Origin of the sequence: Janthinobacterium sp. NFX145 (genome assembly GCF_049810325.1) — a bacterium.
Lineage (GTDB): Bacteria > Pseudomonadota > Gammaproteobacteria > Burkholderiales > Burkholderiaceae_D > Janthinobacterium > Janthinobacterium rivuli.
Map to the genome: position 1 here is coordinate 115783 of NZ_CP187360.1, position 25205 is coordinate 140987.

The window sequence follows — 25205 nt, forward strand, 5'->3', positions numbered from 1 at the left end:
TTTGCCATCTGCGCACCAACATGGGGCGCAGCACGCCATGCGGGCAGGATTTTTACCAATATTTAAAAATTGAATAGAGCAAAAGGCAATTTTCCCTTGTGGCAACTTGGTATTTGAAAATATACTCGTTGAACATTTAGCCGTACGCCAACAATACTGCCATTCTGGCAATCGCCAGCGTACGCGGCTCCCAGCGTTTAGATGAAAAGAGATGCCAATTGAAATGCCTTTCCTGCCAGGCCGAGAATAAGCCGGGCGCCAAATTCTGTTCTTCCTGCGGCACGACGTTTGCCGTTGCCACGACCGTTGCCGCCCCGGTGCCGGGAAAATCCTGTGGCCAGTGCGGCCATGACTGCAAGCCGGACGCCCGGTTCTGCCCCAAGTGCGCGTTCAGCTTTGCCGTGGCGCCGGTGGCCGCAGCGGTGCCGCCGCCGCTGCCAGAGCCGGTCATCGCGCCGGAGATTGCGCCCGTCATTGAATCCGTGTCCGTGCCTGAGCCTGCCCCGGCACCGGTGGCGGAACCGGTCGCGCCACCTGCGCCACCGCCCGTGCTTGAAAAGCGCCGTGCCGATCCGGTCCCTGTGCCCACCCCTGCACGGGAACCAGAAGCCGCTCCCGCAGCAGTGACAGACAGCGTTCCCGACACGCCGGCTGACAGCCCACCGGCTGGCAAGCGCATGAAACTGATCGCCGCGGCCGTCGCAGCGGTAGTGCTGCTGGGCGGTGCGGGCGCTTACTATTTCTTGTCAGGCAAGCCGCCTGTCACCGTGCCTGAACCGGAGGCAACCTTGCCGGTGCAGGAAGACCCTGCGCCGGCCGCCGAGCAGCCGCTGGCCATCGATGACGCTGCGCTCGATGGCGGCTCGGCGGGCGACCTTGCCGCGACACCTGCTGCCGAGCCGGAGCCTGAGCCAGCGGCAGCGGCAGCGGCAGCGCCTGCTCCGGCACCCGAGCCGGCTCCAGCAGCGGCCCCAGCCCCTGTCGTGGAAAAACCGGCCAAGCCCGTCAAGGTGACCCCGCCACCGGCGCCTGTCAAACAGACGACGGGCCTGGAAAGCGTGATCACGGACAGCCTGTCGGAAGCGAGCCACTGCATGAGCCAGCGCAAATACGACTGTGCCATTGCCAATGCGAATGCCGTGTTGCGCATGGACAAGGGCAACCGCCCTGCGCAGGACATCAAGCGCAAGGCGAAGGAAGCGCAAGACAAGGCGCTGTCGCAAATTCAGATCGAGTAAGCCGCAGCTTTCCGCCCATTCCTATTTTGATTCTTTCGGAGAATAACGTGAAAAACTTGAAACAAATGGCCAAGCCCCTGGTGGCGATGCTGGTCGTGTCGTCGATGCTGGCCGGCTGCGCCGCGCCGGGCGGCCCTGGCGCCACAGGCAATACCACCACCGCAGGCACGGAAGCGGCCAGTGGCGAATGCAATACGGCCATGCTGGCCGGCATCGGCGCCGTCGTCGGCGGCTTGCTGGGTGGCGGCAACAATACCGTGCGCGGCGCGGCCCTGGGCGCCAGCCTGGGTGCGCTCGCCTGCGTGGCCCTGAATTATCAAAGCCAGCAAGTCAAGACGGCGCAGCAGGTGCAGACGGACTACAAGGTGGCCAACAAGGGCAAGCTGCCCGAGCAGTCGACCCTGGTGAAATACGAGACGGGCTTTACGCCGTCCTCCGTGCGTCCGGGCCAGAAGGCGCAGACCAATTCGTACATCGAAGTGGCGGCCGGCACGCGCGATCCGAACCCGCTGGTGGAAGAGGAATTGAGCCTGTACAAGCCAAATGGCGACCTGATCAAAACCGTGCGCAAGGTGGTCAGCAGCAATAACGGCAGCGGCGCCTACAAGGGCGGCTTCTCGATTCCCATGCCTGAAGGCGTGCCGCAGGGCATTTACCCGGTACGCACGGCGCTGTACCTGAATAGCAAGCGCGTCGGCGGCCAGGACGTCAAGCTGCAGATCGTCCAGCGCCAGGCGCCCGCGAACGAGCTGCAACTGGCGCTCGCCTACTGACACAGCATGACCATGGGACGGCCAGGCAGGCCGTCCCCTCCCGATTCACCCCTTCCAGGCCAGACATGACCATTTCCACACAAACACATCAACCTCTTCCCTTTTCCTCCGCCGTGGGCTCGCTGATCGAAGCGACCGACGCCATCAGGAACTTTCGCGCGATTGCGCTGCTGGCCCTGACCTTCATCAGCGCCGTGCTCGTCGGTGGCGTGCTGACGATGCTTGCCGGCGGCATGAGCAGTCCGCTGCTGGTCTTTGTCGGTGGCCTGATGGCTTTCCTCGTGATGTTTTACGGCTCCAACGCCGTCGGCATCATGCTGATGCGCGATGCGCAAGGCCAGCCTGGCATGAGCCTGGTTGATGCCATGCTCGTTTCGCTGTACACGAGCCACCGCCTGATCGCGGTCGTCATCCTTGAATTTTTGATCGTGCTGGCGGCCATGATCACCATCGCCATCATCTTGTTTGTCTGCAAGATTCCCGTGCTCGGCCCCGTGCTGTACACGGTCGTCTTCCCCTTGTCGGCCATCGTGCTGGGCGTGCTGGTATTTGCGCTGTTCTACGTGATGCTGCCGCTGGCCGGCCCTGCCGCCTGGTCGGGCGCCACCATATTCCAGATCATTGCCCGCCTGAACCTGATCGTGCGCACCAAGCTGGTGTCCGTGATTCTGCTGGAAGTGCTGCTGTTCCTGATCACGACGTTTGTGGCGCTGCTGATCTTTGGCGTGGTCGGTACCGGCGTATCGCTGACCAGCGGCATGTCCGCAGGCATCCTGGGCGTGGGCGGCCAGATGAATATGTACACCCTGGCTTCGGGTCTGAATGGCGGTTCCGGCTACATCATCGCAGCGGGCCTGGGCGGCGGCTTGCTGCTGGCGGCCGCGGCCGTGGTACCGGGCCTGATCTTCACCAAGGGCGTGTGCATCATTTACCTGAACGCCACGCGCAATGTCGATTTCAGCGCCTCGGAAGCGAGCCTGAACGACGGCCTGGCCACGGTCAAGAAAAAAGCCGAGGAAGCGCGTGACCGTGCGCGCGCCCTGGCCGAGCAAGCTGCGGCACCGGCCACGCCAGCCGCTCCCGCTGCTTCGGCCGCTGCGCCGGCCGACAGCCTGCAATGCCCGAGCTGCAAGGCCCCGGTCGCGTCCGATGACGTGTTCTGCGGCGCATGCGCGCATAAACTCAAGTAAGGCACACCATGGCTCACTTCTGCACCAAATGCGGCACCGCCCATGCCCCCGGCGCGCGCTTCTGCGATGAATGCGGCAAGGCTGTCAACGCCGCACCGGCGCCCGCGTCCGCTCCTGTACCGGCATCCGCACCAGCCGTGACGCCGGCGCTGTCCGGCGTGAAACGGCGCCACGTGGTGATCGCCGGCGGCGTGCTGGCGGTCGTCGTCGTGGCTGGCGGCGCCCTGGCGTGGCTGCTGAAGCCAGAGGCGGCCTCGGCCAGCAGTTTCAGCCGCGCCATCGATGCCCACCTGGCCGCTGACGAGGCGGTGCGCGACAAGCTGCTGTGCCTCACCAACTTGCCGTACCAGAAGGAAGAGATCCGCGTGGCGTCGTACGACAGTTCCACTCGGCAATGGCTGGATATCCTCGTGCGTAGCGGGCTGTACAACGCTCCCGTCGAACAAGGCAGCGGAGGCTGGGTTGCGCAATCGCAATTTGTCTACGCGCTGGCCGCGCCGGGCAAGGCGGCCTTGCGCGGCGACAAGCTGTGCGTGGCCAAGGGCGTGAAAGTGGCCAAGGTCAGTGGCTACGATCAGGTGCGCGACCTGGGCGCACAGCAAGTGGCGATGGCCAAGGCCACCCTGACGCTGACCGATGAGGCGGCGTGGTTCGCCAAGTCTGCGGACCGCGCATTGATCCTGCAGCGCTTGCCGGACGGCGATCTGCAAGTGCGATTGCCGATGGCGCTGGTCGACAAGCAATGGCAAGTCATCGACGAAACGCAGATGAGCCAGGCGGCCATGACCGGTGTGATAGGCAAAGCGCCAGCCGCGCAGGGTGCGGGCATGCTGGACAAGCTGAAAAGCGTGTTCAGCTTTGGCGGCCACCCGGCGGTGGGGAAATGGCAGGCGGCGATGGGCAACGTCCTGGAATTTACAAGTGACAGCGTGATCAATAACGGCACCTCGACCAAGGCCACCTTCACCACCAAGGGCAATACCGTGACGATCGCCCCGGAAGGCGCGGGCGAAGCGGCCATGGATATTATCGTCAGCGACGATGGCAGCACGGCGCAGATCAGCATGGGCGGCGTGCGGGTAACGACCCTGCGGCGCGTGCGCGATTAAATCTGTCAGGCGGCGCAGCTTGCCGCCTGATCTGCTCCCCGAGCCCGGCCATGCCGGGCTTTTTTACGTCCGCAGGCAGCGGCGCGCACGCCCATTTGTCTTGACATCAAGATAGTTCGCGTCCACACTGAGTTTTTATCTTAGTGTCGAGATAGTTGTATGGCTTCTTCTTCCGTCCGCCCCGCCTGGGGCGATATTCTGCTCACGGCGCTGGCGCCCCTGATCTGGGGTTCCACGTATATCGTCACGTCCGAACTGCTGCCGCCCGACCGGCCCTTCACGGCGGCCCTGATCCGCGTCTTGCCGGCCGGCTTGCTGTTGCTGCTGGTCATGCGGCGCCTGCCCGCGCGGCGCGACTGGATGCGCGTGCTGATCCTGTCCGCGCTGAATATCGGCGTATTCCAGGCGCTGCTGTTCGTGGCCGCCTACCGCTTGCCGGGCGGCCTGGCGGCCGTGGTGGGCGCCATCCAGCCGCTGCTGGTGATGGGCTTGGCCTGGGGCGTGGAAGGGCGCCGTCCGGCCCGCCTGGCCTTGGGGGCCAGCGTGCTGGGCGTGGCTGGCATGGGTGTTTTGTTGCTGTCGCCGCGCACCGTGTGGGAACCGGTCGGCATCGCCGCCGCGCTGGGTGGCACGGCCTGCATGGCGGCCGGCACCTATCTGACGCGGCGCTGGAAGCCGGACTTGCCCGTGCTGGCGCTGACGGGCTGGCAATTGTTGCTCGGCGGCCTGATGCTGGCGCCCGTCGCCTGGCTGGCCGACGCGCCCTTGCTGGCGCTATCCCTGCCGCAAGTGCTGGCCTACGCCTACCTGTGCCTGGCCGGCGCCCTGCTGGCGTACGCCTTGTGGTTCCGTGGCATCGCCAGGCTGTCGCCCGTGGCCGTCTCCTCGCTGGGACTGCTCAGTCCCCTGATGGCCGTCGTGCTGGGCTGGGCCTTGCTGGGCCAGGCCATGACGGGCTGGTCGATGCTGGGCTTGCTGCTGGTGCTGGCCAGCGTGCTGGCGGTGCAGTGGGCCAGCGCCCGTCCCGCAGCAAATTCCTGAATCCACGCATTTTCCCTCGCCAGGCTGATCGCATCAGCCTGGATGTTTCCCTCTGGGCGCCGCCTTTTTGCTGCACCGCACATACAGTTTTGCTTGCACTGTAATAGGGCATTGAGGCACTATTCGCTTCGCGCAAACGTTTGCGCGCAACGAATTTCCTAAAAAGCATGCAGTACACGTGCTTGACCAACAACTCTGGAGACGCTCATGACATCCCGTATTCGCCTGAAAATGATTGCCGCCGCTGTCCTCGTGTGTGCCTTGCCCGCCGTGCCGGCGATGGCGCAGACACCTGCCAAACCGAAGGTCGCATTGGTGATGAAGTCGCTCGCCAATGAATTTTTCCTGACCATGGAAAATGGTGCCAAGGCGCATCAGAAGGCCAATGCCGCCAAGTACGACTTGCTGTCGAACGGCATCAAGGATGAAACGGATACGTCGAGCCAGATCAAGCTGGTCGAGCAAATGATCGTCTCGCGCGTCAACGCGCTGGTGATCGCCCCGGCTGACTCGAAAGCGCTGGTGCCGGTGCTGAAGAAAGCCATCGACGCGGGCATCATCGTCGTCAATATCGACAACAAGCTCGACGAAGGCGCGTTGAAAGAGAAGGGTATTTCCGTACCGTTCGTCGGCCCGGACAACCGCAAGGGCGCCAAGGTCGTCGGCGACTTCCTGGCCAAGCAGATCAAGAAGGGCGACCCGGTCGGCATCATCGAAGGCGTGTCGACGACCTACAACGCGCAGCAGCGCACCCTGGGCTTCCAGGACGCCATGAACGCGGCCGGCGCCAAGGTCGTCAGCGTGCAGTCGGGCCAGTGGGAAATCGCCCCCGCCAATACGGTCGCGGCCGCCATGCTGAACGCCAATCCGAACATCAAGGCTTTGCTGTGCGGTAACGACAACATGGCCATCGGCGCCATTTCCGCCATCAAGGCGGCCGGCAAGACGGGCAAAGTGCTCGTCGTCGGCTACGACAACATCAACGCCATCAAGCCGATGCTGGCCGATGGCCGCGTGCTGGCTACCGCCGACCAGTTTGGTTCGCAGCAAGCCGTGTTCGGCATCGAGACGGTGCTGAAAGCGCTGGCGCAGAAGAAGAAACAGGCCGAGCTCGGTGGCGTCATCGAAACCAAGGTCGAACTGGTCGCCAAGGGCGCCAAGTCCTGATCGTTTGATCCCGCCGGGGCCAGCGCCATCGCAACCTTGCTGGCGCCGGCCCCGCCGTCTTTTCCCGCGGAGTTTTATCATGCCCATCGACATCCCCCCGGCGCCATCAGCCGCCACCCCTCTATTGACCCTGGATAACATCGGCAAGTCCTATGTCGGCCCCGTGCTGGGCGGCGTGGGCCTGCGCTTCGCCCCTGGCCAGGTGCTGGCGCTGACGGGCGAGAACGGCGCGGGCAAGAGTACCTTGTCGAAGATCATCTGCGGCCTGGAGCAAGCCACCACGGGCACGATGCTGCTCGACGGCAAGCCCTACCAGCCCGCCTCGCGCGGCGCCGCCGAGGCGCTGGGCATCCGCATGGTGATGCAGGAACTCAATTTGATTCCCACCCTGTCGATCGCGGAAAACCTGTACCTGAAAAACCTGCCGCAGCGCTTCGGCTTCATCGACCGTACGCGCCTCGAACGCGACGCGCGCGAACAGATGGAAAAAGTGGGCTTGGGTGGCCTCGATCCGTGGACCCTCGTGGGCGAACTGGGCATCGGCCACCAGCAAATGATCGAGATCGCGCGCAATTTGATCGGCGCCTGCCGCCTGCTGGTGTTAGATGAGCCGACGGCCATGCTGACGCACCGCGAAGTGGAATTGCTGTTCCTGCAAATCGAGCGTCTGAAGGCCGAAGGCGTGTGCATTATCTATATTTCCCATCGCCTGGAAGAACTCAAGCGCGTGGCCGACCGCATCGCCGTGCTGCGCGATGGCCAGCTCGTCTGCGACGACGATATCGCGGGCCATTCCGCCGCCGACCTGGTCAGCCTGATGGTGGGCCGCTCGGCCGACGATGCGGTGGACTTGAGCGGGCGCACCATCGGCGCGCCGCTGCTGCGCGTGCGGGGACTGGCGCGCGGCAAGGTCGTCAACCCGACCTCGTTCGACTTGCGCGCCGGCGAAATCCTCGGCATCGCCGGCCTGATCGGCTCTGGCCGCACGGAATTGCTGCGCCTGATCTTCGGCGCCGACCGCGCCGACGCCGGTGACGTGTTCCTTGGCGACAGTGAAACGCCGGCCGCTCTGACCTCGCCGCAGGCAGCGGTGAAAGCCGGCATCGCCATGATCACGGAAGACCGCAAGGGACAAGGCTTGTTGTTGCGCCAGTCCATCGCCGTCAACACCACCCTGGCTGCGCTCGACACGGTCAGTGGCGCGGGCTGGCTCAACGACGCGTCCGAAGCGTCGGTGGCCGACGATTATATTCAGCGCCTGGGCATCCGTTCGCGCAACAGCGCGCAAACGGTGGCTGAATTGTCCGGCGGTAACCAGCAAAAGGTGGTGATCGCCCGCTGGCTGTACCGCGACTGCCCCGTGATGTTGTTCGACGAGCCCACGCGCGGCATCGATATCGGCGCCAAGTTTGATATTTATCAGGTGCTGGCCGAACAGGCGCGCCAGGGCAAGGGCCTCGTCATTGTTTCCAGCGACTTGCGCGAGCTGATGCTGATCTGCGACCGCATCGCCGTCATGAGCGCCGGCAGCATCGTCGACACCTTCGAGCGCGGCGCCTGGAGCCAGGACGCGCTGCTGTCGGCCGCCTTCTCCGGCTATTTGACCCCCACTTCCACTCCAGCTGCGGCCTGATCCGCCGGAAAGATTCCCATGACCACTACCTCTTCCCCATCGTATCTGCAGCGCAGCCTGGCCGACCTGAAAAACTATGCGGGCCTGATCGGCGCCCTGGTCGCCATGTGCGTGCTGTTCTCGTTTGCCAGCGAAAACTTTTTCACTCTTGCCACCCTCAGCACCCTGTCGAACAACATCCCGACCCTGGTCGTGATGGCCGTCGGCATGACGTTCGTGCTGATCATCGGCGGCATCGACTTGTCCGTCGGTTCCGTGATGGCGCTGGCCGCTTCCGTACTGTCGCTGGCCGTCGTGCACTGGGGCTGGCCCGTGTGGAGCGCGGCCCTGCTGGGCATGTTCGTCGCCGCCCTGTGCGGCGCCACCACGGGCCTCATTTCCGTCGGCTGGCGCATTCCCTCGTTCATCGTCTCCCTGGGCGTGCTGGAAATGGCGCGCGGCATGGCGTATCAAGTGACGAACTCGCGCACGGAATACATCGGCAGCGCCGTTGACGGCATCAGCTCGCCGATCGCCTTCGGTCTGTCGCCCGCCTTCATCGCCTCGATCGCCATCGTCGTCATCGGCCACCTGGTGCTTACGCGCACGGTGCTGGGACGCCACTGGATCGGCATCGGCACGAATGAAGAAGCCGTGCGTTTGTCCGGCATCAATACAAAACCATCGAAAGTGCTGGTGTTTGCCTTGATGGGTTTTCTCGCCGGCGTGGGCGCGCTGTTCCAAGTCTCGCGCCTGGAAGCGGCCGACCCGAACGGCGGCGTGGGCATGGAATTGCAAGTGATCGCCGCCGTCGTGATCGGCGGCACGAGCCTGATGGGCGGACGCGGTTCCGTCATCAGCACGTTTATTGGCGTATTGATCATTTCCGTGCTGGAAGCGGGCCTGGCGCAAGTGGGCGTGTCCGAACCCGTGAAACGCATCGTCACGGGCCTGGTGATCGTCGCGGCCGTCGTGCTCGATACCTACCGCCGCCGCGGTGAACGTTCATAATACTGGCCCATGGCAACCATCAAACAAGTGGCGCAGGCGGCGGGGGTGTCGTTTACCACCGTGTCGCACGTCCTCAACAATACCCGCCCCGTCAGCGACGAGGCGCGCCGCGCCGTGCTGGCGGCGGCGGAGGCACTGCATTACGTGCCCAGCGCGCTGGCGCGCTCCCTGCGCAGCCGCAGCACGGGCACCATCGGCCTGATCATTCCGAATAATACGAACCCGTATTTTTCGGAAGTGGCGCGCGGCATCGAAGACAGTTGCTACGCGGCCGGTTACAGCGTCATTTTGTGCAATTCCGATGACGACCCCGTCAAGCAGCGCGACTATTTAAATGTGCTCTTGACCAAGCGCTGCGACGGCCTGATTTTGTCCGCGCTGGCCGACAGCGATGGCGAATTGCTGCGCAAGATGAAGGTACCGGCCGTACTGCTCGACCGCGCGCCCAGCGACCTGTCCATCGATGCCGTGGCCGTCGACAACCGCGCCGGCGGTGCGCTGGCCGCGCGCCATCTGCTGGGGCTGGGACGCCGGCGCCTCGCCTGCATCGCCGGCCCGCGCGAAGTGAGCATTTCCAATGACCGCATCGCTGGCGTGCGCAGCGCCATGGCGGACGCAGGCGTAGTCCTGGCCGATACGCTGTGCCGCCATAGCGATTTCACGAGCGCGGGCGGCTATGCTGCCGCGCTGGACTTGCTGGCGCTGCCGCCAGGCCAGCGCCCGGACGCCTTGTTCTGCTGCAATGACTTGATGGCCTTTGGCGCCTTGCGCGCCGCCGCCGAGCGCGGCATCGCCGTGCCCGGTGAACTGGCCGTTGTCGGCTTCGACGATATCGACCTGGCCAGCTTCGTACATCCGGCCTTGACCAGCGTGGCGCAAAATACGCGCGAGCTGGGCCACATCACGGCCGCCTGCCTGCTGGCGCGCATCGCCGACCCCGCCTTGCCGCGCCAGCAGCGCAGCATCGCACCCGAGCTGCACGTGCGCGGCTCCAGTGTCGCCGCAGTGCCTGCTTCTGTACCTACTTCTTTACCTGCAACTGAACTGATGGGAATGACATCATGATCGTGGTTATCGGCAGCATCAATATGGACCTGGTCTTGCGCGTGCCGCGCATGCCCCTCCCCGGCGAAACCCTGACGGGCGGCGCTTTCCGTACGATTCCTGGCGGCAAGGGCGCCAACCAGGCCGTGGCTTGCGCACGGCTGAGCGGCAAAGTGGCGGGCGCTCAGCAAGTGGCCATGGTCGGCTGCGTGGGCGACGATGCGTTTGGCGCGACCTTGCGCGCGGCGCTGGTGGGCGACGGCATCATCGACAGCCACATCACCACCTTGCCGGGCGTGGCCTCGGGCATCGCCTCGATCCTCGTCGACGACAATGGCCAGAACAGCATCGTCATCGCCGGCGGCGCCAACGATCTGCTCAGCCCCGCGCACATTGACGCGGCAAAAGAGCTGATCGAACAGGCCGACATCGTCGTGCTGCAGCTGGAAACGCCGATGGCCACCGTCGTGCACGCGATCAAACTGGCCCGTTCCCTGGGCAAGACCGTGGTGCTCAATCCCGCTCCGGCGGCCAGCCTGCCGGCAGGCGTGCTGGAACTGGTCGACTACCTGATTCCGAATGAAATCGAAGCGGCCATGCTGGCCGGCGTCAACCCGGAAGGCGCGGACGCCAAGGCGCTGGCCGCCGCGCTGCAAAAGCTGGGCAGCGACAACGTCATCATCACCTTGGGTTCCAAGGGCGTGCACGCGGCCCTGTATGGCGGCGATTTCACGTTCCCGGCCGAAGTGGTGCAAGCCGTCGACACGACGGCCGCCGGCGACACCTTCATTGGCGGCTTTGTGGCGGGTCTGGCATCCGGCATGGATGAGGCGGAAGCGATTGGCCAAGGCCAGCGCGCGGCCGCCTGGAGCGTTACCAAGCCCGGCGCGCAAACCTCGATTCCCCACTTGCACGAGCTGTTCTGAACCCATGAAAAAATCACCGCTGCTTAATATCGCACTGTCGCAACTGATCGCGTCGCTGGGCCATGGCGACATGCTCGTCATCGGCGACGCGGGCTTGCCGTCGCAACCGGGCGTGCCCCTGATCGACCTGGCCCTGACGCGCGGCATTCCCGGCTTCATCGATACCGTGAATACCGTGCTGAGCGAAATGCAGGTGGAATACCATTTGCTCGCCAGCGAATTGCCGCAGCATAATCCGGCCATGGCGGCGCAGGTGGCGGCCCTGGCCTTGCCCGATGCGCGCCAGGTGCCGCACGAGGAGTTCAAGCAATTGAGCAAGGGCGCGCGCGCCATCGTGCGCACGGGCGAGTGCAGTCCGTACGCCAACATCATTCTGGTGGCCGGCGTCGTGTTCTAGCGCAAACAATGGCGACATTGTTTGCCAAAAACATCAACGCTATTGTCCTCACTGAAATAGTTATCCATTGGCAAAAGGGGCGGCTACAATAGCCTTACCCCTGCCAGCTTGGCAGCTTCCTGTGGTGTTGCGCCATGCCGATGAAAGCCCCCGACGCTTTCCGCTGCTGTTTCTTCCTGCTGCTGTGCCTGGTCACGCCTGCGCGGGCGCTCGAACCCGTCTCCCTGCACCTCAATTTCACGCACCAGTTCCAGTTCGCCGGCTATTACGCGGCCATCGAGCAAGGCTATTACCGCGAGGCGGGGCTGGAGGTCAAACTGGTCGAAGGCGGTGGCGGACAACTCGCCGAGGCGGCCGTGCTGGCGGGCCGGGCCGAGTACGGCGTGGGCAACAGCACCTTGTTGCTCAGCCGCCTGGCGGGCAAGCCCGTGGTGGTGCTGGCCGTCGTGTTCCAGCATTCGCCCAGCGTGCTGCTGATGCGCCAGCAGGGCGGCGCGCCCGACGTCCGCAAACTGGTGGGAGCGCCCGTGATGATCGGTGCGGCCAGCGACGTGGCCCTTGCCTCCGATGAAGTGTCGCTGTACCTGGCGAAAATGGGCGTCGCGCCGCAGCAGATGCGCCACTTGCCGCCCAGCTACCGGATCGAGGATTTTATCAATGGCAAGGTCGATGCGATTGCCGCGTACTCCACCAACGAACCGGACTACCTGGACCGGGCGGGCTTTCCCTACTACCAATTCACGCCGCGCACGGCCGGCATCGATTTCTACGGCGACAACCTGTTTACCAGCGAGCAGGAACTGCGCCGCCATCCCGAGCGTGTCAAAGCGTTCCGCGCGGCCAGCCTGCGCGGCTGGCAATACGCGATGGCGCACCGCGAGGAAATGGCGCGCGTGATCCTTGCCAAGTACAGCCAGCGTCACGACCGCGCGCATCTGCTGTACGAGGCGCAGCAGATGGAATTGCTGCTGCAGCCCGTGCTGGTGGAGCTTGGCTACATGAATCCCCAGCGCTGGCAGCACATCGCCGACACATACGCGGCCATGGGGGTGCTGCCGCGCCGTGCCACGGACAGCCGCGCCTACAAAGGCTTCCTGTACCGTCCCGTGCCGGGCGCCGACCTGGGCTGGCTGTATCTGTCGCTGGGCCTGGCGGGCAGCCTGCTGGCCGTGTCGGCTGCCTTTCACTTCAACAACCTGGCACGCGAGCGCCGCCGTACCGAGGAAACCATCCGCCAGGGGGAATTGCGCTTTCGCACCATGTTCGAGGAAGCGCCCATGGGCATCGCCCTGATCGATACCGTGAGCGGACAGTTTCTCGACATCAATCCACGCTACCTGGCCATCAGCGGGCGCAGCCTGGAACACATGAAACAAACGAGCTGGATGGAGATCAGCCATCCCGATGATGTGGCTGGCGAACTGGAGCAGGTGGCGCAGTTGCTGGCGCGCAGCTTGCACGGCTTTCGCCACGCCAAGCGCATCGTGCGGCCCGATGGCGGCGTGGTGTGGGTCGACGCGTCGGTGACGGCCATCGCCACGGCGCGCCATGGCGAACCGCACCACCTGTGCATGCTGGAAGACGTGACGGACAAGCGGCAAACGGAAGCGCTGATCTGGCAGCAAGCCAATTTCGATACCCTGACACAATTGCCGAACCGGCGCATGTTCCACGAACGCTTGCGCCAGGCCTTGGCCCAGGGCCGGCGCGATGCGAGCCGCGTGGCCATCCTGTTCATCGACCTCGACCATTTCAAGGAAGTCAACGATACGCTCGGCCACCACCAGGGCGATATCCTGCTGATCGAGGCGGCGCGGCGCATCCGCGTGGGCGTGCGCGAGACGGACACGGTGGCGCGCCTGGGCGGCGATGAATTCACGGTGATCCTGTCCGACCTTGATGATCTGCAGCAAGTCGACCGCATCGCGCGGCAGATACTCGACGGCTTGCTGGCGCCGTTCCTGCTGGGGCAGGAGCAGGCGTTCGTCTCGGCCTCGATCGGCATCACCCTGTATCCGGACGACGCGGGCAATATCGAGGACTTGCTCAAGCAGGCGGACCAGGCCATGTATGTGTCGAAAGGGGCGGGGCGCAACCGCTACAGCTACTTTACGCCCGCCATGCAGGTGGCGGCCGTCAACCGCATGCGCCTGGGGGCGGACTTGCGCACGGCCTTGCGCGAGCAGCAGATGCAGCTGTATTACCAGCCCATCGTCGAGCTGCACAGCGGTAAACTTGCCAAGGCGGAAGCCCTGCTGCGCTGGCAGCATCCGCAGCGGGGCGTGGTATGCCCGCCGGATTTCCTGGCGCTGGCCGAAAGCAGCGGCCTGATCGTGGAGATCGGCGACTGGGTGCTGCACACGGCGGCTGCGCAACTGCTGCGCTGGCGCGCGCAAGGCCAGGCCATCGGCTTGCCGGGGCTGCAACTGTGCCTGAACCAGTCGCCGCTGGAATTGCAGCGCGAAGTGGAGGCGCCCGGCACCTGGCTGCGCCAGCTGATGGCGCTCGATGTGCCGGCCTCGGCCATTGTGCTGGACATGCGCGAAGATGTACTTTTACCTAACGGCAATAGCATGGCGCCACGCCTGCAGCACCTGCGCGAAGCGGGTCTGCAGATCGCCTTGGACGATTTTGGCAGCGGCCATGCCTCGCTGACGCAGCTGCAGCAGTGCGGCATCGATTACCTGAAGCTCGATGGCATGCTGGTACGCAAGCTGGCGGACGGCAGTAGCGAGCTGGTGCTGTGCGAAGCCATCGTCACCATGGCGCATAAACTGGGTTTGCAAGTCATCGCCGAGGGGGTGGAGACGCAAGCACAGCGCGCGCTGCTGCTGGAAATCGGCTGCGATTTTGCGCAAGGCGAGCTGTTTGCGCCGCCGCTGTCCATCGAAGCGTTCGATGCGCTGCTGCACGCGCAGCGGCCCTTGCACCCTTGAAACAGGCATCGCCCGCCACCAGATTTCATCCAGGCCTGCGGGACGGGGCTCCCGGCTTGAACGGGCTTATACTCGACGGGCTGGCGCCTGCGCCCGGCTTTGCTGTCACCGGTAGCTAACGGGGTGCGCAGGCAATATTTCTTCCATTCACTCAACTCGAGGTGACCTCATGGGCATTTTCAGCAATATCTACAATAAAATCTTCCACCATTCATCCGACGCCGCACCAGCCGCCACGCCGGCCGCCGCCACGACCGCAGCTGCCGCAGCACCGGCGGCCGCACCTGCCGCGCCAGCGGCTGCCGCGCCCGTGGTGGACGTGGAAGTGGTGCTGGTCGACCTGGCCAGCAAGAACGCGGAAAAACTCAATTGGCGCACGTCCATCGTTGACCTGATGAAACTGCTTCAACTCGACAGCAGCCTGGCGTCGCGCAAGGAACTGGCGCAAGAGCTGCATTTCACGGGTGACACCAACGATTCGGCCAGCATGAATATCTGGTTGCATCGCCAGGTGATGATCAAGCTGGCGGAAAACGGCGGCAAAGTACCGGACGAACTGAAGAACTAAACACCTGGCGGCGGCAGGGGTATCCACTGTCACCGCTATCCAATCGCGTGGGAACTGCCTATCATGGAGTTCCCATGATGTCGTGATAGCTAAAACCAATTGAAACTATTGTGACAATCAATTTTGCATATGGGTTAAAACCCCTTACACTAGAGTCTTACTGATTCACCACACGAGAGGAAATGAAATGTCGCTGATCAATACCCAAGTTAAACCATTCAAGGCAACCGCATACCACAATGGCAAATTCGTCGACCTGACGGAAGCGTCGCTGAAAGGCAAGTGGTCGGTATTCGTGTTCTACCCAGCCGACTTCACCTTCGTTTGCCCAACCGAACTGGAAGATCTGGCCGATCACCACGCTGAATTCCAGAAGCTGGGCGTCGATGTCTACGGCATCTCGACCGATTCGCACTTCGCGCACAAAGCATGGCACGATACCTCGGACGCGATCAAGAAAGTGCAATACGCACTGATCGGCGACCCGACCGGTACCCTGTCGCGCAATTTCGAAGTCATGATCGAAGAAGAAGGCATGGCACTGCGCGGTACCTTCGTCATCAATCCGGACGGCTTCATCAAAGTGCTGGAAGTGCATGACAACGGCATCGGCCGTGACGCATCGGAACTGTTGCGCAAAGTGAAGGCAGCTCAATACGTTGCCGCTCACCCAGGCGAAGTGTGCCCAGCCAAATGGACGGAAGGCGCAGCAACCCTGACCCCATCGCTGGACCTGGTCGGCAAGATCTAAGTCTCGATGCACGACGTAGCAAACAAGTAGTTACCGCGATGCCGGACCGGGCGTCCGGCCCGGCATTCGCCTAAATATTTGTAAAGGAAGAAAAAATCATGTTAGATGCAACCCTCAAAACCCAACTGAAATCCTACCTGGAAAAAGTGGTGTATCCGCTTGAGCTGGTCGCTTCTCTCGATGACAGCGCAAAAGCCCGCGAGATGAAGGAATTGCTCCAGGAAATAGTCCTGTTGAGCGACAAGATCACGCTGGTCGAGCGCCTTGACGCTGGCGTACGCGCCCCGTCGTTCAGCATCAACCGTGCAGGCTCCGACATTGGCGTGCGTTTCGCCGGTGTGCCGCTGGGCCACGAATTTACCTCGCTGGTGCTGGCGCTGCTGCAAGTGGGCGGCCACACCATCAAGTTCGACGAGGCCGTGATCGAGCAGATCCGCAACCTCGACGGCGATTACGAATTTGAAACGTTTATTTCGCTCTCCTGCCATAACTGCCCGGAAGTGGTGCAGGCCCTGAACGCCATGGCCGTGATCAATCCGCGCATCAAGGTCACCACCATCGATGGCGGCGTGTTCCCGAAAGAAGTGGAAGAACGCCAGATCATGGCCGTGCCGATGATGTTCCTCAATGGCCAGCACTTTGGCCAGGGACGCACGAATGTCGAGGAAATCCTCGCCAAGCTCGACACCAATGCCGGCGCACGCCAGGCCGAAGCGTTGAACAAGAAAGACGTGTTTGACGTGCTGATCGTCGGCGGCGGCCCAGCCGGCGCGGCAGCGGCCATCTACGCGGCCCGCAAAGGCATCAAGACGGGCGTGCTGGCCGAGCGTTTCGGCGGCCAGGTACTCGACACCCTCGCCATCGAAAACTTTATTTCGGTCAAGGAAACCGATGGTCCGAAGTTCGCCATGGCGCTGGAACAGCACGTCAAGGAATACGAAGTCGACATCATGAACACCCAGCGCGCCGCGAAATTGACGCCGGGCAAGTTGGTGCAGATCGAAACGGCAAATGGCGCCATCTTGAAAGCCAAGACCGTCATCCTGGCCACCGGCGCCCGCTGGCGCGAAATCAACGTGCCGGGCGAGAAGGAATACCGCAACCACGGTGTTGCCTACTGCCCGCATTGCGATGGTCCTTTGTTCAAGGGCAAGCGCGTGGCCGTGATCGGCGGCGGCAACTCGGGCGTGGAAGCGGCGATCGACCTGGCCGGCCTCGTGAAACACGTGACCCTGATCGAATTCGGTGCGGAATTGCGCGCCGATGCGGTGCTGCAACGCAAGCTGCACAGCTTGCCTAACGTGACCGTGATCACGTCGGCGCAAACGACCGAAATCCACGGCGACGGCAAGATCGTCAATGGCCTCTCCTACACGGACCGCGTCAGCGGCGAATCGAAAAAGGTCGAGCTGGAAGGCGTCTTCGTGCAAATCGGCCTGGTGCCGAACACGGAGTGGCTCAAAGGTACTGTAGCGTTGTCGCGCCACGGTGAAATCGAAGTGGATGCCCGCGGCCAGACCTCGATCCCCGGCGTGTTTGCGGCCGGCGACGTCACCACGGTGCCGTACAAGCAGATCATCATCGCCACCGGTGAAGGCGCCAAGGCAGCGCTGTCCGCCTTTGACCACCTGATCCGCTCGGATGACGAGGAAGTGGTTGAAGAGTCCGCAGCGAAAGAAGCATTGACGGCGTAAATCTTTACGCTGAAAAAAAACCGGAACGGCCGCGAGGTGGTTCCGGTTTTTTTTATGTGTAGAAGAAACTTAGCTGCCCGCGTACAGGGGATTGGCGGCCACATACACCCGGATGCCATCGGCTGCCATGTCCTTCGGCGCGATGTCGCTCAGGGCGAAGACGGTCTTGTTGTTGAAAGTTTGCACGTGCCACGTAAAACGCTGGCCGGCGCGCGCGATGGTGACGGTTTCGCCGCGCGTGACGTTGATGTGGCGCGTGTCGGGCTGCAGCTCGATGCCGCGCTGGGCGGCCGTGTGCGGGGCGCTGCTGCCATAGTCGGCGGCCGTGCCCGTGGGGCCGGCAGCGATGGCCGAGGTGGCAAAGGCGGCGCACAGGATGGCCAGGGCGCGGCGGTGGGTGTTCAACATGCTGATCTCCAAGAATAGACTGGACGCGGTGAATAACCGCGCCGTTTTATGGTGGTGGCTGCACCGGGATCGCCGGTTTTTGCAACACGGCATCGTAAGCTGTCCTTGGTCGATCTGCAAAGCTGTATTTCCTGTCTATATTTCCACCGTCGCCGCCAGCGGCACGTCCGGCGCCAGGTGGCTGGTCAGCACGATGCACTGGCGCGCCAGGCGGGACGGGTCGGACAGGCACTGGCGCAAGTACGCCATGGCGGATGCATCGAGGCCGTTGAACGGTTCATCGATCAGCAGCAGGCGCACGGGCAAGGCCAGTGCCAGCGCCAGTTGCAGCTTTTTGTGCTGGCCCAGGGACAGGGCGTTAATGCTTTGTTGCAAGGTGGACGTCAGGGCAAACGCGCTCAACTCGTCGTTCAGCAGGGACTGGTCGCAGCTCGGATACAGGGCCAGGTGCAGGTCCAGAAACTCGTGCACTTGCAGCCAGGGCAGGGCGGGCAGGTCGCCGCCGCAATAGAAGGCTTGCGCGCGGTAGGCCAGCGGCATGCAGCCACTGTCGATAGCGTCCAGGCGGATGGTGCCGCGCGCGGGCAGCAGGGCGCCGCCCGCCAGCTTCAGCAAGGTCGTCTTGCCGGCCCCGTTCGCGCCGCGCAGCCAGCTGATGCCGGGACCGCATTGCAGATTGAATCCCTGGAAGACGCTGTGTGTGGGGAAGTGAAAATCGAGGTGCTCGATGTGCAGCACGGGAGAGGTGGCATTCAATTCCATAATTCGCTTCCGATGGCGCTCAAGGCAAGGATGGAGAAAACGACGAGGGCGACGCGTCCGCGTGCCGTGAGGCGGGGCAGGCCGACGATGGCCAGCAGAGCGGCGCAGGCCGTGATGGCGTAGACGCTGGTCACGCGCTGCTGCAAGGTTGCCGGATCGATGACGTACAGCAAGACGCCGGCGCCCAGCAGCACGGTCAACGCCGGCAGCAGGCTGGCCGCGCAGGCCAGGCGGATGAGGTTGCCGCTGGCCAGGGGCCAGGCGTTGAGCACGGGACGCAGCACGGCGATCTGCTCGCGCACGGCCTTGTCGCCGCGGTCCGTCACGATGACCAGGCTGGCGCTGGCCAGCAAACCGAGCAGCGGCGCGGGCACGAGCGGTGCGCGCAGCAGCCAGGCCAGCATGCTGGCGCCAGCCGTGGCCAGCAGCACGCTTTGCTGCAGGCCGGTCACATTTTCATTGCGCCAGAATGGCAGCCAGAACAGCTGGCGCCACAGGAAAACGCTGCGCCAGCGGTGGCGTTGCGGCACGTATGCCGTCATCGTTGACGGGCGCGCCGCTTGGGCGGGCCGCGGCGCGCGCAGGCGCTGCGCCACGATCAGCGTCGTCAACAGCCAGGTCAGCAGCCAGACGGCGATGGTGGCGGCAATACCGGGCGCGGCGACCGGACGCAACCAGGGTGGCGACTGCGCCAGCCAGATGCTGGCCGAGACGGCATAGGCTGCGCCCAGCGGCAGCATCAGCAGGCCGGCCACGGCGATGTCGGCCTGCCAGCGCAGGCGCGGCGGCGCAAGGGCAGCTGGCGCAGCCAGGCGGCGGTACTGGCTGGCAACAATCGCTTGCGCAGCAGCCAAGCGGGCATGCACGTCAGCAGCACTTGCGCACCCAGCAGGCCCAGGGCGGCGGGCCAGGGTAAGGTCATGGCGAGGAAACCGGGCAGGGCGATGACGCTGAGCAGACCCAGCAGGACGGGAGCGGCCAGGCAAAAGAAGATCTCCATGGAACTCGTCAGGCTGGCGGCAAATTGCAGCAAAGCATGATGGGCCAGGCGCAAGCGCAGGGCAAGATAGGGGGAAAAGCTGCGGGGCAGGCGCATCAGGCAGGAGTGGAGTCAGGGTAGCGCTGATTCTAGAGCATTTGCGGCCCCACAATGGGAAAAGCCCTTCGGTTCTGGGAACCAAAGGGCTTTTCTTTTATTGGCGGAGCGGACGGGACTCGAACCCGCGACCCCCGACGTGACAGGCCGGTATTCTAACCAACTGAACTACCACTCCAAGCTCGTATGATCTGTATTGCTGATCCATGAAGCACTGGATAATTTTCTGTATTGGTGGTGGGTGCTGAGAGGCTCGAACTCCCGACCTACGCCTTGTAAGGGCGCCGCTCTACCAACTGAGCTAAGCACCCGCATACCCAGAAAACTATCCCGACGTTTGTCACCACGTCTGGAAGAGGCACTATTATAGGGGGCGCTTTCCCCGTTGTGCAACTATTCTTATGGGATAAAAGCATTTTTTTGCTGAAAAATGCAAAAATGTTCAGGCGAGGGGGTGCTGACGTGTTTTTGGCTGCTGAAATGGGAAAAGCCCTTCGGTTCAGAGAACCAAAGGGCTTTTCTTTTATTGGCGGAGCGGACGGGACTCGAACCCGCGACCCCCGACGTGACAGGCCGGTATTCTAACCAACTGAACTACCACTCCAAGCTCGTATGATCTGTGTTGCTGATCCATGAAGCACTGGACAGTTTTCTGATTTGGTGGGTGCTGAGAGGCTCGAACTCCCGACCTACGCCTTGTAAGGGCGCCGCTCTACCAACTGAGCTAAGCACCCGTTGCTTGTCTCAGAAAACCATCCCGACGTTTGTCACCACGTCTGGAAGAGGCGCTATTATAGGACGGCTAAAATCCTTCTGCAAGCGCTTTTTTCACATTATTCCGTGATATTCCACTGCGACAGCATCCACGCCATATTGAATGCGTTCTCTGCAATGGCGTTATAGCGGCCCGACGCACCGCCGTGGCCGGCACCCATATTCGTTTTCAGCAGCAGGGGATTGCCGTCCGTTTTATATGCGCGCAGCTTGGCCACGTATTTTGCCGGTTCCCAGTACATGACCTGGCTGTCGTTCAGGCCCGTCGTCACCAGCATGGCGGGATAATTCTTGCGCGCAATGTTGTCGTACGGCGAGTAGCTGAGCATGTAGTCGTAGGCCGCCTTCTGGTTCGGGTCGCCCCATTCCAGGTATTCTCCCGTGGTCAAGGGCAGGCTGGCGTCCATCATGGTGTTCATCACGTCGACGAACGGCACGGCCGCGTGCACGGCGTGGAACAGCTCGGGGCGCATGTTGACGACGGCGCCCATCAGCAAGCCGCCCGCGCTGCCACCCTGGATGATCAGGCGGTTCGGGCTGGTCCATTTTTCGCGCACCAGATAGTCGGCGCTGTCGATGAAGTCATTGAAGGTGTTTTTCTTCTTCATCAGCATGCCGTCTTCATGCCACGCTTCGCCCATGTCCGTGCCGCCGCGGATATGCGCCTGCGCATAGATGACGCCCCGCTCCAGCAGGCTGATGCGGCTGATGGAAAAACTGGCTTCCGTCGAGATGCCATACGAGCCATACGAGTACAGCAGCAGCGGCGCGGAACCGTCGAGTTTCACGCCTTTCTTGTAGACAATCCACAGCGGCACTTGCACGCCATCGCGCGCCTTGACCCACAGGCGCTGCGTCGTGTAGCGGCTGCCGTCAAAGCCGCCGACGATTTCCTGCTGCTTGAGCACCGTGCGCTTGCCATCTTGCATGCTGACGTCGATGACGGTGGGCGGCGTGACGGGAGACTGGTAAGACATGCGAAATTGTGTGGCGGAAAACTCCGGCGTGCCGGCCGCCGTGGCCAGGTAGACGGGGTCGTCGAACTGCACCGTTTTCCAATTCTTTTGCGCAAAATCAAGGATGCGGGCGCGGTTCAGGGCGCGCGCCTTTTCCATCACCACCAGGTAGCCCTGGAAGACGTCGATGGACTGGATCACGGCATCCTTGTTGTGCGGCACGACGCTCTTCCAGTTCTTCGGCTGCGGCGCGGACAAGGGCGCGCTGACGACACGGAAATTCTTCGCCTCCTTGTTGGTCAGAATATACAACTGGCCGTCGCGGTGCTCGATGCCGTAGCGGTGGCCTTTTTCGCGTTTCAGCACGCTCTGGAAACTGCCTTGCGGCGTGCTCGTTGGCAGCAGCAGCACTTCGCTGGTATCCGTGCTGCCCGAGGTGAGCACGAAGAATTGCTTGTCGCGCGTGCGGCCCACGTTGATGGCGAACTGTTCCACCGGCTCGTGGTAGACCTGTTGCGGCGCACCGCCCAGGGCCAGGCGGAACAATCGATCCGAGCGCTTGGTGGTGGCGTCTTCCTGCGCCAGCATCAGGGTGGCGTTGTCGGCCGCCCACGCCAGCGATGTCACGCGCGGCATGCTGTCGCCCAGCAATTTGCCCGTTTTCAGATCCTTGACATGCAGCTCGTACTGGCGGAAACCCGTCGTGTCGGTGGTGTAGGCCAGCAACTGTTCGTTCGGGCTGACGCTGAAGGCGCGCACGGCAAAGAATTTGTGGCCTTCGGCCAATTGATTCTGGTCCAGCAAGATTTCTTCAGCCGCCTGCGCATCGTAGGCGCCGCTGGCGCCGACAGGGCGGCGGCAGTGGATCGGGTATTGCTTGCCCGCTTCCACGCGCGTGTAATAGTAGAAATTGCCCTGGCGCGCGGGCACGGACAGGTCCACTTCCTGCATGCGGCCCTTGATTTCCGCATATACCTTGTCGGCCAGCGGCTGGATCGGGGCGGTCACGGCCGCCGTGTAGGCGTTTTCCGCATTCAGGTAGTCGATGACGGCAGGATCGGTTTTCTTTTGCAGCCAGCGGTAGTCATCCGTGACGACCGTGCCGTGGCGCGTTTCCTGCCAGGCCGTTTTGGCGGCGACCGGTGCGCTGGCGGCTATGGTGGTGGTGTCGGCCAGCGCGGATGGCGCCAGGGTGGACAGGAGCAGGGCCGGCACGATGGATGAGCAGACGGCCAGTTGGCGCAAGACGTGAGGTACTGTGGACAAGGCAACTCCCTAGGTTTCGTTGTTGTGCAGCGATTCTATTCTTGCTAAATAGAAAAGCCAATCATGATTTCAATCAATACCGTCCCGGCGCTTGCATCCACTGGCATTTGCAGCGATACTGTATATAATTACAGTATCCGACAGCATCCCGCCGCGAGGTGTCCTTGACCGCATCTGCCCCTACATTGCCTGAATCCCGCCGCTGGATAGCCCACCTGGACATGGACGCCTTTTTCGCCTCCGTGGAATTGTTGAAATATCCGGAATTGCGCGGCGAAGCCGTCGTCATCGGCGGCGGGCGCTTGCAGCAGCCGGTGCTGCAGGAAGATGGCATGCGGCAGTTTGCGCGCATGCGCGACTACGTGGGGCGCGGCGTCGTCACCACCTCGACCTACGCGGCGCGCGCGTTTGGCGTGTTTTCCGCCATGGGCATTATGAAGGCGGCCAAACTGGCGCCCGACAGCATCCTGCTGCCGGCCGATTTCGAGGCTTACCGCGACTATTCGGCCCGTTTCAAGCAGGCCGTGGCCCAGTTGTGCCCCATCATCCAGAACGTGGGCATCGATGAAATCTATGTCGACCTGACCGAATACGGCGAGCAGGCGCCGGCCATGGCGGCGCGCCTGAAGGCGGCCGTGTCCGAGGCGACGGGCCTGTCGTGCTCGATCGGCCTGGCGCCGAACAAATTGCTGGCGAAAATCTGTTCCGACCTGGAAAAGCCGGACGGGCTCACCATTTTGTCGCCCGAAGATATCGCCACGCGTGTGTGGCCCTTGCCGGCGAAAAAGATCAACGGCATCGGCCCGAAGGCGACGGCCAAGCTGGAAGCCTTGGGCATTGTCACCATCGGCGAGCTGGCGCAGGCCGACATGGCCATGCTGCGCACGCAGTTTGGCGACCTGTACACGGGCTGGCTGCGCCAGGCGGCGCTGGGCATCGACGAGCGGCCCGTACAGACGAGCCGGGAAACCAAGTCCGTCAGCCGCGAAACGACGTTCGAGCGCGACTTGCAGGTGGTGCGCGACCGCGCCACCCTGTCGGAAAAGCTGGAAAGCCTGTGCACGCGCGTGGCCGGCGACCTGGACAAACAATCGCTGGCGGGGCGCACGGTGGGCATCAAGCTGCGCTTCGAGGACTTCAGCACCGTCACGCGCGACATCACCTTGCCCAGCGCCACGGCAGACGCCGCCGCCATCCTGCGTGCCAGCCGCGACTGCTTGCGGCGCGTGCCATTTGAAAAGAAAATCCGCCTGCTGGGCGTGCGCATCTCGACCTTGTCTGATCCTGCCATCGTGATGCGGCAGGCGCCAGCCCAGGCGGAGCTGTTTCCCGCCCCGTAGCGGCGTTTCCCCTGATCACAAGCACCGCGCCAGGCTGCGCTTTTGACGGCATGACCGCGTCGAAAGTGTAGAATGGCGTTCCCCTGGCACTACTGAAACAAACGGAAGACAAAAACTATGTGGTTCAAGAATCTTCAGATTTACCGCCTGCCCGCACCATGGGCCTATACGCCAGAACAACTGGAAGAGGCCTTGTCCTCGAACAAATTTACGCCGGCGACCAGCATGGATCTGATGCGCCAGGGCTGGGATACGCCACGCCCGAACGGCGGTCTGGTCCACGTGGTCAACAAGCAGATGCTGATCCTGCTGGGCACGGAAAAGAAACTCTTGCCAGCGACCGTCATCAACCAGGTGGCCAAGGCCCGCGCTGCCGAGATGGAAGAAGCGCAAGGCTTTGCGCCTGGTAAAAAGGCCATGAAGGAATTGAAGGAACGCGTGGCCGACGAGCTGCTGCCGCGCGCCTTCAGCATCCGCAGCAACGTCTGGACGTGGATCGACCCCGTCAATGGCTGGCTGGTGGTCGATGCCGCCAGCCCGGCAAAAGCCGATGAAGTCATCAAGCTGCTGTTGAAAGCCGTCGACAAACTGCCGCTGGAAAGCCTGCGCGTGCAGCGCTCGCCCGTGGCGGTGATGACGGAATGGCTGCAAGCGGACGATGCGCCGGCCGGCTTCACGGTCGACATGGACACGGAATTGCGCGCCACGGGCGAAAGCAAGGCCACCGTGCGCTACGTGCGCCACACCCTGGAAGCGGACGACGTGCGCCGCCACATCGCGGCCGGCAAGCAGTGCACGCGCCTGGCCATGACGTGGAACGACAAGATATCGTTCGTGCTGACGGAGTCCCTGGCTATCAAGAGCGTCAAGCCGCTGGACGTGATCAAGGAAACGGAATCGAGCACGAAGAACGACGAAGAGCGTTTCGACGGCGACGTGATGCTGATGACGGGCGAGCTCGCCAAGCTGATGGCCGACGTGGTCGAAGCCCTCGGTGGCGAAGCGACTGCATAAGCGCAGTCATGCCGGTACGAAAAAGGAGCTGCGGCTCCTTTTTTTTCGTCCCTTTGCCTGGCACGGCGATCTTTGGACGAAAAAAAGGGCCTTGCGTTTGCAAGGCCCTTGGTCGGCTCAGTCTAGGTTGAC

22 protein-coding genes, 4 tRNA genes and 1 pseudogene are annotated in these 25205 nt (G+C 63.0%); 18 read left to right on the forward strand and 9 right to left on the reverse strand.

The genetic code is table 11. From position 1 onward, the window contains the following. Nucleotides 1-218: 218 nt before the first annotated feature. From ACPJXG_RS00450 to ahpF, 16 genes and pseudogenes are all read left to right on the forward strand, one after another. Nucleotides 219-326 (forward strand): annotated as a pseudogene (locus ACPJXG_RS00450) (zinc-ribbon domain-containing protein); the annotation flags it as partial. 351 nt (nt 327-677) lie between these two features. Beyond that, a complete protein-coding gene (locus ACPJXG_RS00455; protein WP_255206203.1) occupies nt 678-1238 on the forward strand; it encodes a hypothetical protein in 561 nt (186 codons plus the stop codon). 47 nt (nt 1239-1285) lie between these two features. Continuing rightward, entirely contained in the window at nt 1286-2011 is a 726-nt protein-coding gene (locus tag ACPJXG_RS00460; protein WP_152598803.1) for a hypothetical protein, read from the forward strand. Nucleotides 2012-2076: 65 nt separating this feature from the next. Continuing rightward, a complete protein-coding gene (locus ACPJXG_RS00465) occupies nt 2077-3201 on the forward strand; it encodes a hypothetical protein (protein ID WP_425253074.1) in 1125 nt (374 codons plus the stop codon). Between the two features lie 8 nt (nt 3202-3209). After that, nucleotides 3210-4310, forward strand: a complete 1101-nt coding sequence (locus ACPJXG_RS00470) for a zinc ribbon domain-containing protein (protein ID WP_425253075.1) — start codon at nt 3210-3212, stop codon at nt 4308-4310. Between the two features lie 159 nt (nt 4311-4469). Continuing rightward, complete coding sequence (locus tag ACPJXG_RS00475) at nt 4470-5351, forward strand: EamA family transporter (protein WP_425253076.1); 882 nt, start codon at nt 4470-4472, stop codon at nt 5349-5351. 207 nt (nt 5352-5558) lie between these two features. After that, nucleotides 5559-6518, forward strand: a complete 960-nt coding sequence (locus tag ACPJXG_RS00480) for a sugar ABC transporter substrate-binding protein (protein ID WP_100874882.1) — start codon at nt 5559-5561, stop codon at nt 6516-6518. A 79-nt stretch (nt 6519-6597) separates the two neighbouring features. Continuing rightward, nucleotides 6598-8151, forward strand: a complete 1554-nt coding sequence (locus tag ACPJXG_RS00485; RefSeq protein ID WP_176388833.1) for a sugar ABC transporter ATP-binding protein — start codon at nt 6598-6600, stop codon at nt 8149-8151. A gap of 18 nt (nt 8152-8169) precedes the next feature. Then, nucleotides 8170-9141, forward strand: a complete 972-nt coding sequence (locus ACPJXG_RS00490) for an ABC transporter permease (protein WP_035823046.1) — start codon at nt 8170-8172, stop codon at nt 9139-9141. A 9-nt stretch (nt 9142-9150) separates the two neighbouring features. Next, nucleotides 9151-10206, forward strand: coding sequence for a LacI family DNA-binding transcriptional regulator (locus ACPJXG_RS00495; protein ID WP_035823044.1), 1056 nt, complete (start codon nt 9151-9153; stop codon nt 10204-10206). Next, complete coding sequence (rbsK, locus tag ACPJXG_RS00500; RefSeq protein ID WP_425253077.1) at nt 10203-11111, forward strand: ribokinase; 909 nt, start codon at nt 10203-10205, stop codon at nt 11109-11111. Before ACPJXG_RS00495 ends, rbsK begins: the two co-directional genes overlap by 4 nt. 4 nt (nt 11112-11115) lie before the next feature. Next, nucleotides 11116-11508, forward strand: coding sequence for a D-ribose pyranase (rbsD, locus tag ACPJXG_RS00505; RefSeq protein ID WP_402719743.1), 393 nt, complete (start codon nt 11116-11118; stop codon nt 11506-11508). Nucleotides 11509-11642: 134 nt separating this feature from the next. Then, on the forward strand, nt 11643-14444 hold the full coding sequence (locus tag ACPJXG_RS00510; RefSeq protein WP_425253078.1) for an EAL domain-containing protein: 2802 nt from the start codon (nt 11643-11645) through the stop codon (nt 14442-14444). A gap of 169 nt (nt 14445-14613) precedes the next feature. Beyond that, nucleotides 14614-15012 carry a DUF3597 domain-containing protein gene (locus tag ACPJXG_RS00515; RefSeq protein WP_035823037.1) on the forward strand — a complete coding sequence of 133 codons (399 nt, stop codon included), beginning with the start codon at nt 14614-14616 and terminating at the stop codon, nt 15010-15012. Nucleotides 15013-15199: 187 nt separating this feature from the next. Next, nucleotides 15200-15763 (forward strand): alkyl hydroperoxide reductase subunit C, encoded by a 564-nt coding sequence (gene ahpC, locus ACPJXG_RS00520; protein WP_034753905.1) that lies wholly within the window; start codon nt 15200-15202, stop codon nt 15761-15763. A gap of 98 nt (nt 15764-15861) precedes the next feature. After that, the gene (gene ahpF, locus ACPJXG_RS00525; protein WP_035823034.1) at nt 15862-17457 is read left to right on the forward strand and encodes an alkyl hydroperoxide reductase subunit F; all 1596 of its coding nucleotides are present in this window, start codon (nt 15862-15864) and stop codon (nt 17455-17457) included. A 69-nt stretch (nt 17458-17526) separates the two neighbouring features. Here the strand turns inward: ahpF and ACPJXG_RS00530 are convergent, their stop codons facing one another. From ACPJXG_RS00530 to ACPJXG_RS00570, 9 genes are all read right to left on the reverse strand, one after another. Further along, nucleotides 17527-17865, reverse strand: a complete 339-nt coding sequence (locus ACPJXG_RS00530; protein WP_425253079.1) for a CzcE family metal-binding protein — start codon at nt 17863-17865, stop codon at nt 17527-17529. Between the two features lie 135 nt (nt 17866-18000). Further along, the gene (locus tag ACPJXG_RS00535; protein ID WP_425253080.1) at nt 18001-18627 is read right to left on the reverse strand and encodes an ABC transporter ATP-binding protein; all 627 of its coding nucleotides are present in this window, start codon (nt 18625-18627) and stop codon (nt 18001-18003) included. Further along, nucleotides 18618-19481, reverse strand: a complete 864-nt coding sequence (locus tag ACPJXG_RS00540) for a hypothetical protein (protein ID WP_425253081.1) — start codon at nt 19479-19481, stop codon at nt 18618-18620. The genes ACPJXG_RS00535 and ACPJXG_RS00540 overlap by 10 nt, the downstream gene beginning before the upstream one ends. After that, nucleotides 19367-19723 carry a hypothetical protein gene (locus ACPJXG_RS00545; protein ID WP_425253082.1) on the reverse strand — a complete coding sequence of 119 codons (357 nt, stop codon included), beginning with the start codon at nt 19721-19723 and terminating at the stop codon, nt 19367-19369. The genes ACPJXG_RS00540 and ACPJXG_RS00545 overlap by 115 nt, the downstream gene beginning before the upstream one ends. A 101-nt stretch (nt 19724-19824) precedes the next feature. Then, nucleotides 19825-19901, reverse strand: a tRNA-Asp gene (locus ACPJXG_RS00550). Between the two features lie 57 nt (nt 19902-19958). Next, nucleotides 19959-20034 (reverse strand) — tRNA-Val (locus tag ACPJXG_RS00555). A gap of 216 nt (nt 20035-20250) precedes the next feature. Beyond that, nucleotides 20251-20327 (reverse strand) — tRNA-Asp (locus ACPJXG_RS00560). Nucleotides 20328-20381: 54 nt separating this feature from the next. Next, nucleotides 20382-20457 (reverse strand) — tRNA-Val (locus tag ACPJXG_RS00565). A gap of 99 nt (nt 20458-20556) precedes the next feature. Continuing rightward, on the reverse strand, nt 20557-22719 hold the full coding sequence (locus tag ACPJXG_RS00570; RefSeq protein WP_425253083.1) for a S9 family peptidase: 2163 nt from the start codon (nt 22717-22719) through the stop codon (nt 20557-20559). Nucleotides 22720-22904: 185 nt separating this feature from the next. On the opposite strand from ACPJXG_RS00570, the gene dinB reads away from it, so the two are divergent. Further along, nucleotides 22905-24059: a DNA polymerase IV gene (gene dinB, locus ACPJXG_RS00575; protein WP_425253084.1), complete on the forward strand. Its 1155-nt coding sequence runs from the start codon at nt 22905-22907 to the stop codon at nt 24057-24059. Nucleotides 24060-24176: 117 nt separating this feature from the next. Further along, nucleotides 24177-25073, forward strand: a complete 897-nt coding sequence (locus tag ACPJXG_RS00580; protein ID WP_035823026.1) for a recombination-associated protein RdgC — start codon at nt 24177-24179, stop codon at nt 25071-25073. Nucleotides 25074-25205: the final 132 nt, after the last annotated feature.

Excerpts from the sequence above, each read along its gene's own strand:
- ACPJXG_RS00455 (WP_255206203.1), top strand. The coding sequence starts at position 678 with ATGAAACTGATCGCCGCGGCCGTCGCAGCGGTAGTGCTGCTGGGCGGT.
- ACPJXG_RS00465 (WP_425253074.1), top strand. The coding sequence starts at position 2,077 with ATGACCATTTCCACACAAACACATCAACCTCTTCCCTTTTCCTCCGCC.
- ACPJXG_RS00470 (WP_425253075.1), top strand. The coding sequence starts at position 3,210 with ATGGCTCACTTCTGCACCAAATGCGGCACCGCCCATGCCCCCGGCGCG.
- ACPJXG_RS00475 (WP_425253076.1), top strand. The coding sequence starts at position 4,470 with ATGGCTTCTTCTTCCGTCCGCCCCGCCTGGGGCGATATTCTGCTCACG.
- ACPJXG_RS00480 (WP_100874882.1), top strand. The coding sequence starts at position 5,559 with ATGACATCCCGTATTCGCCTGAAAATGATTGCCGCCGCTGTCCTCGTG.
- ACPJXG_RS00485 (WP_176388833.1), top strand. The coding sequence starts at position 6,598 with ATGCCCATCGACATCCCCCCGGCGCCATCAGCCGCCACCCCTCTATTG.
- ACPJXG_RS00490 (WP_035823046.1), top strand. The coding sequence starts at position 8,170 with ATGACCACTACCTCTTCCCCATCGTATCTGCAGCGCAGCCTGGCCGAC.
- ACPJXG_RS00495 (WP_035823044.1), top strand. The coding sequence starts at position 9,151 with ATGGCAACCATCAAACAAGTGGCGCAGGCGGCGGGGGTGTCGTTTACC.
- rbsK (WP_425253077.1), top strand. The coding sequence starts at position 10,203 with ATGATCGTGGTTATCGGCAGCATCAATATGGACCTGGTCTTGCGCGTG.
- rbsD (WP_402719743.1), top strand. The coding sequence starts at position 11,116 with ATGAAAAAATCACCGCTGCTTAATATCGCACTGTCGCAACTGATCGCG.
- ACPJXG_RS00510 (WP_425253078.1), top strand. The coding sequence starts at position 11,643 with ATGCCGATGAAAGCCCCCGACGCTTTCCGCTGCTGTTTCTTCCTGCTG.
- ACPJXG_RS00515 (WP_035823037.1), top strand. The coding sequence starts at position 14,614 with ATGGGCATTTTCAGCAATATCTACAATAAAATCTTCCACCATTCATCC.
- ahpC (WP_034753905.1), top strand. The coding sequence starts at position 15,200 with ATGTCGCTGATCAATACCCAAGTTAAACCATTCAAGGCAACCGCATAC.
- ahpF (WP_035823034.1), top strand. The coding sequence starts at position 15,862 with ATGTTAGATGCAACCCTCAAAACCCAACTGAAATCCTACCTGGAAAAA.
- ACPJXG_RS00530 (WP_425253079.1), bottom strand. The coding sequence starts at position 17,865 with ATGTTGAACACCCACCGCCGCGCCCTGGCCATCCTGTGCGCCGCCTTT.
- ACPJXG_RS00535 (WP_425253080.1), bottom strand. The coding sequence starts at position 18,627 with ATGGAATTGAATGCCACCTCTCCCGTGCTGCACATCGAGCACCTCGAT.
- ACPJXG_RS00545 (WP_425253082.1), bottom strand. The coding sequence starts at position 19,723 with ATGCGCCTGCCCCGCAGCTTTTCCCCCTATCTTGCCCTGCGCTTGCGC.
- ACPJXG_RS00580 (WP_035823026.1), top strand. The coding sequence starts at position 24,177 with ATGTGGTTCAAGAATCTTCAGATTTACCGCCTGCCCGCACCATGGGCC.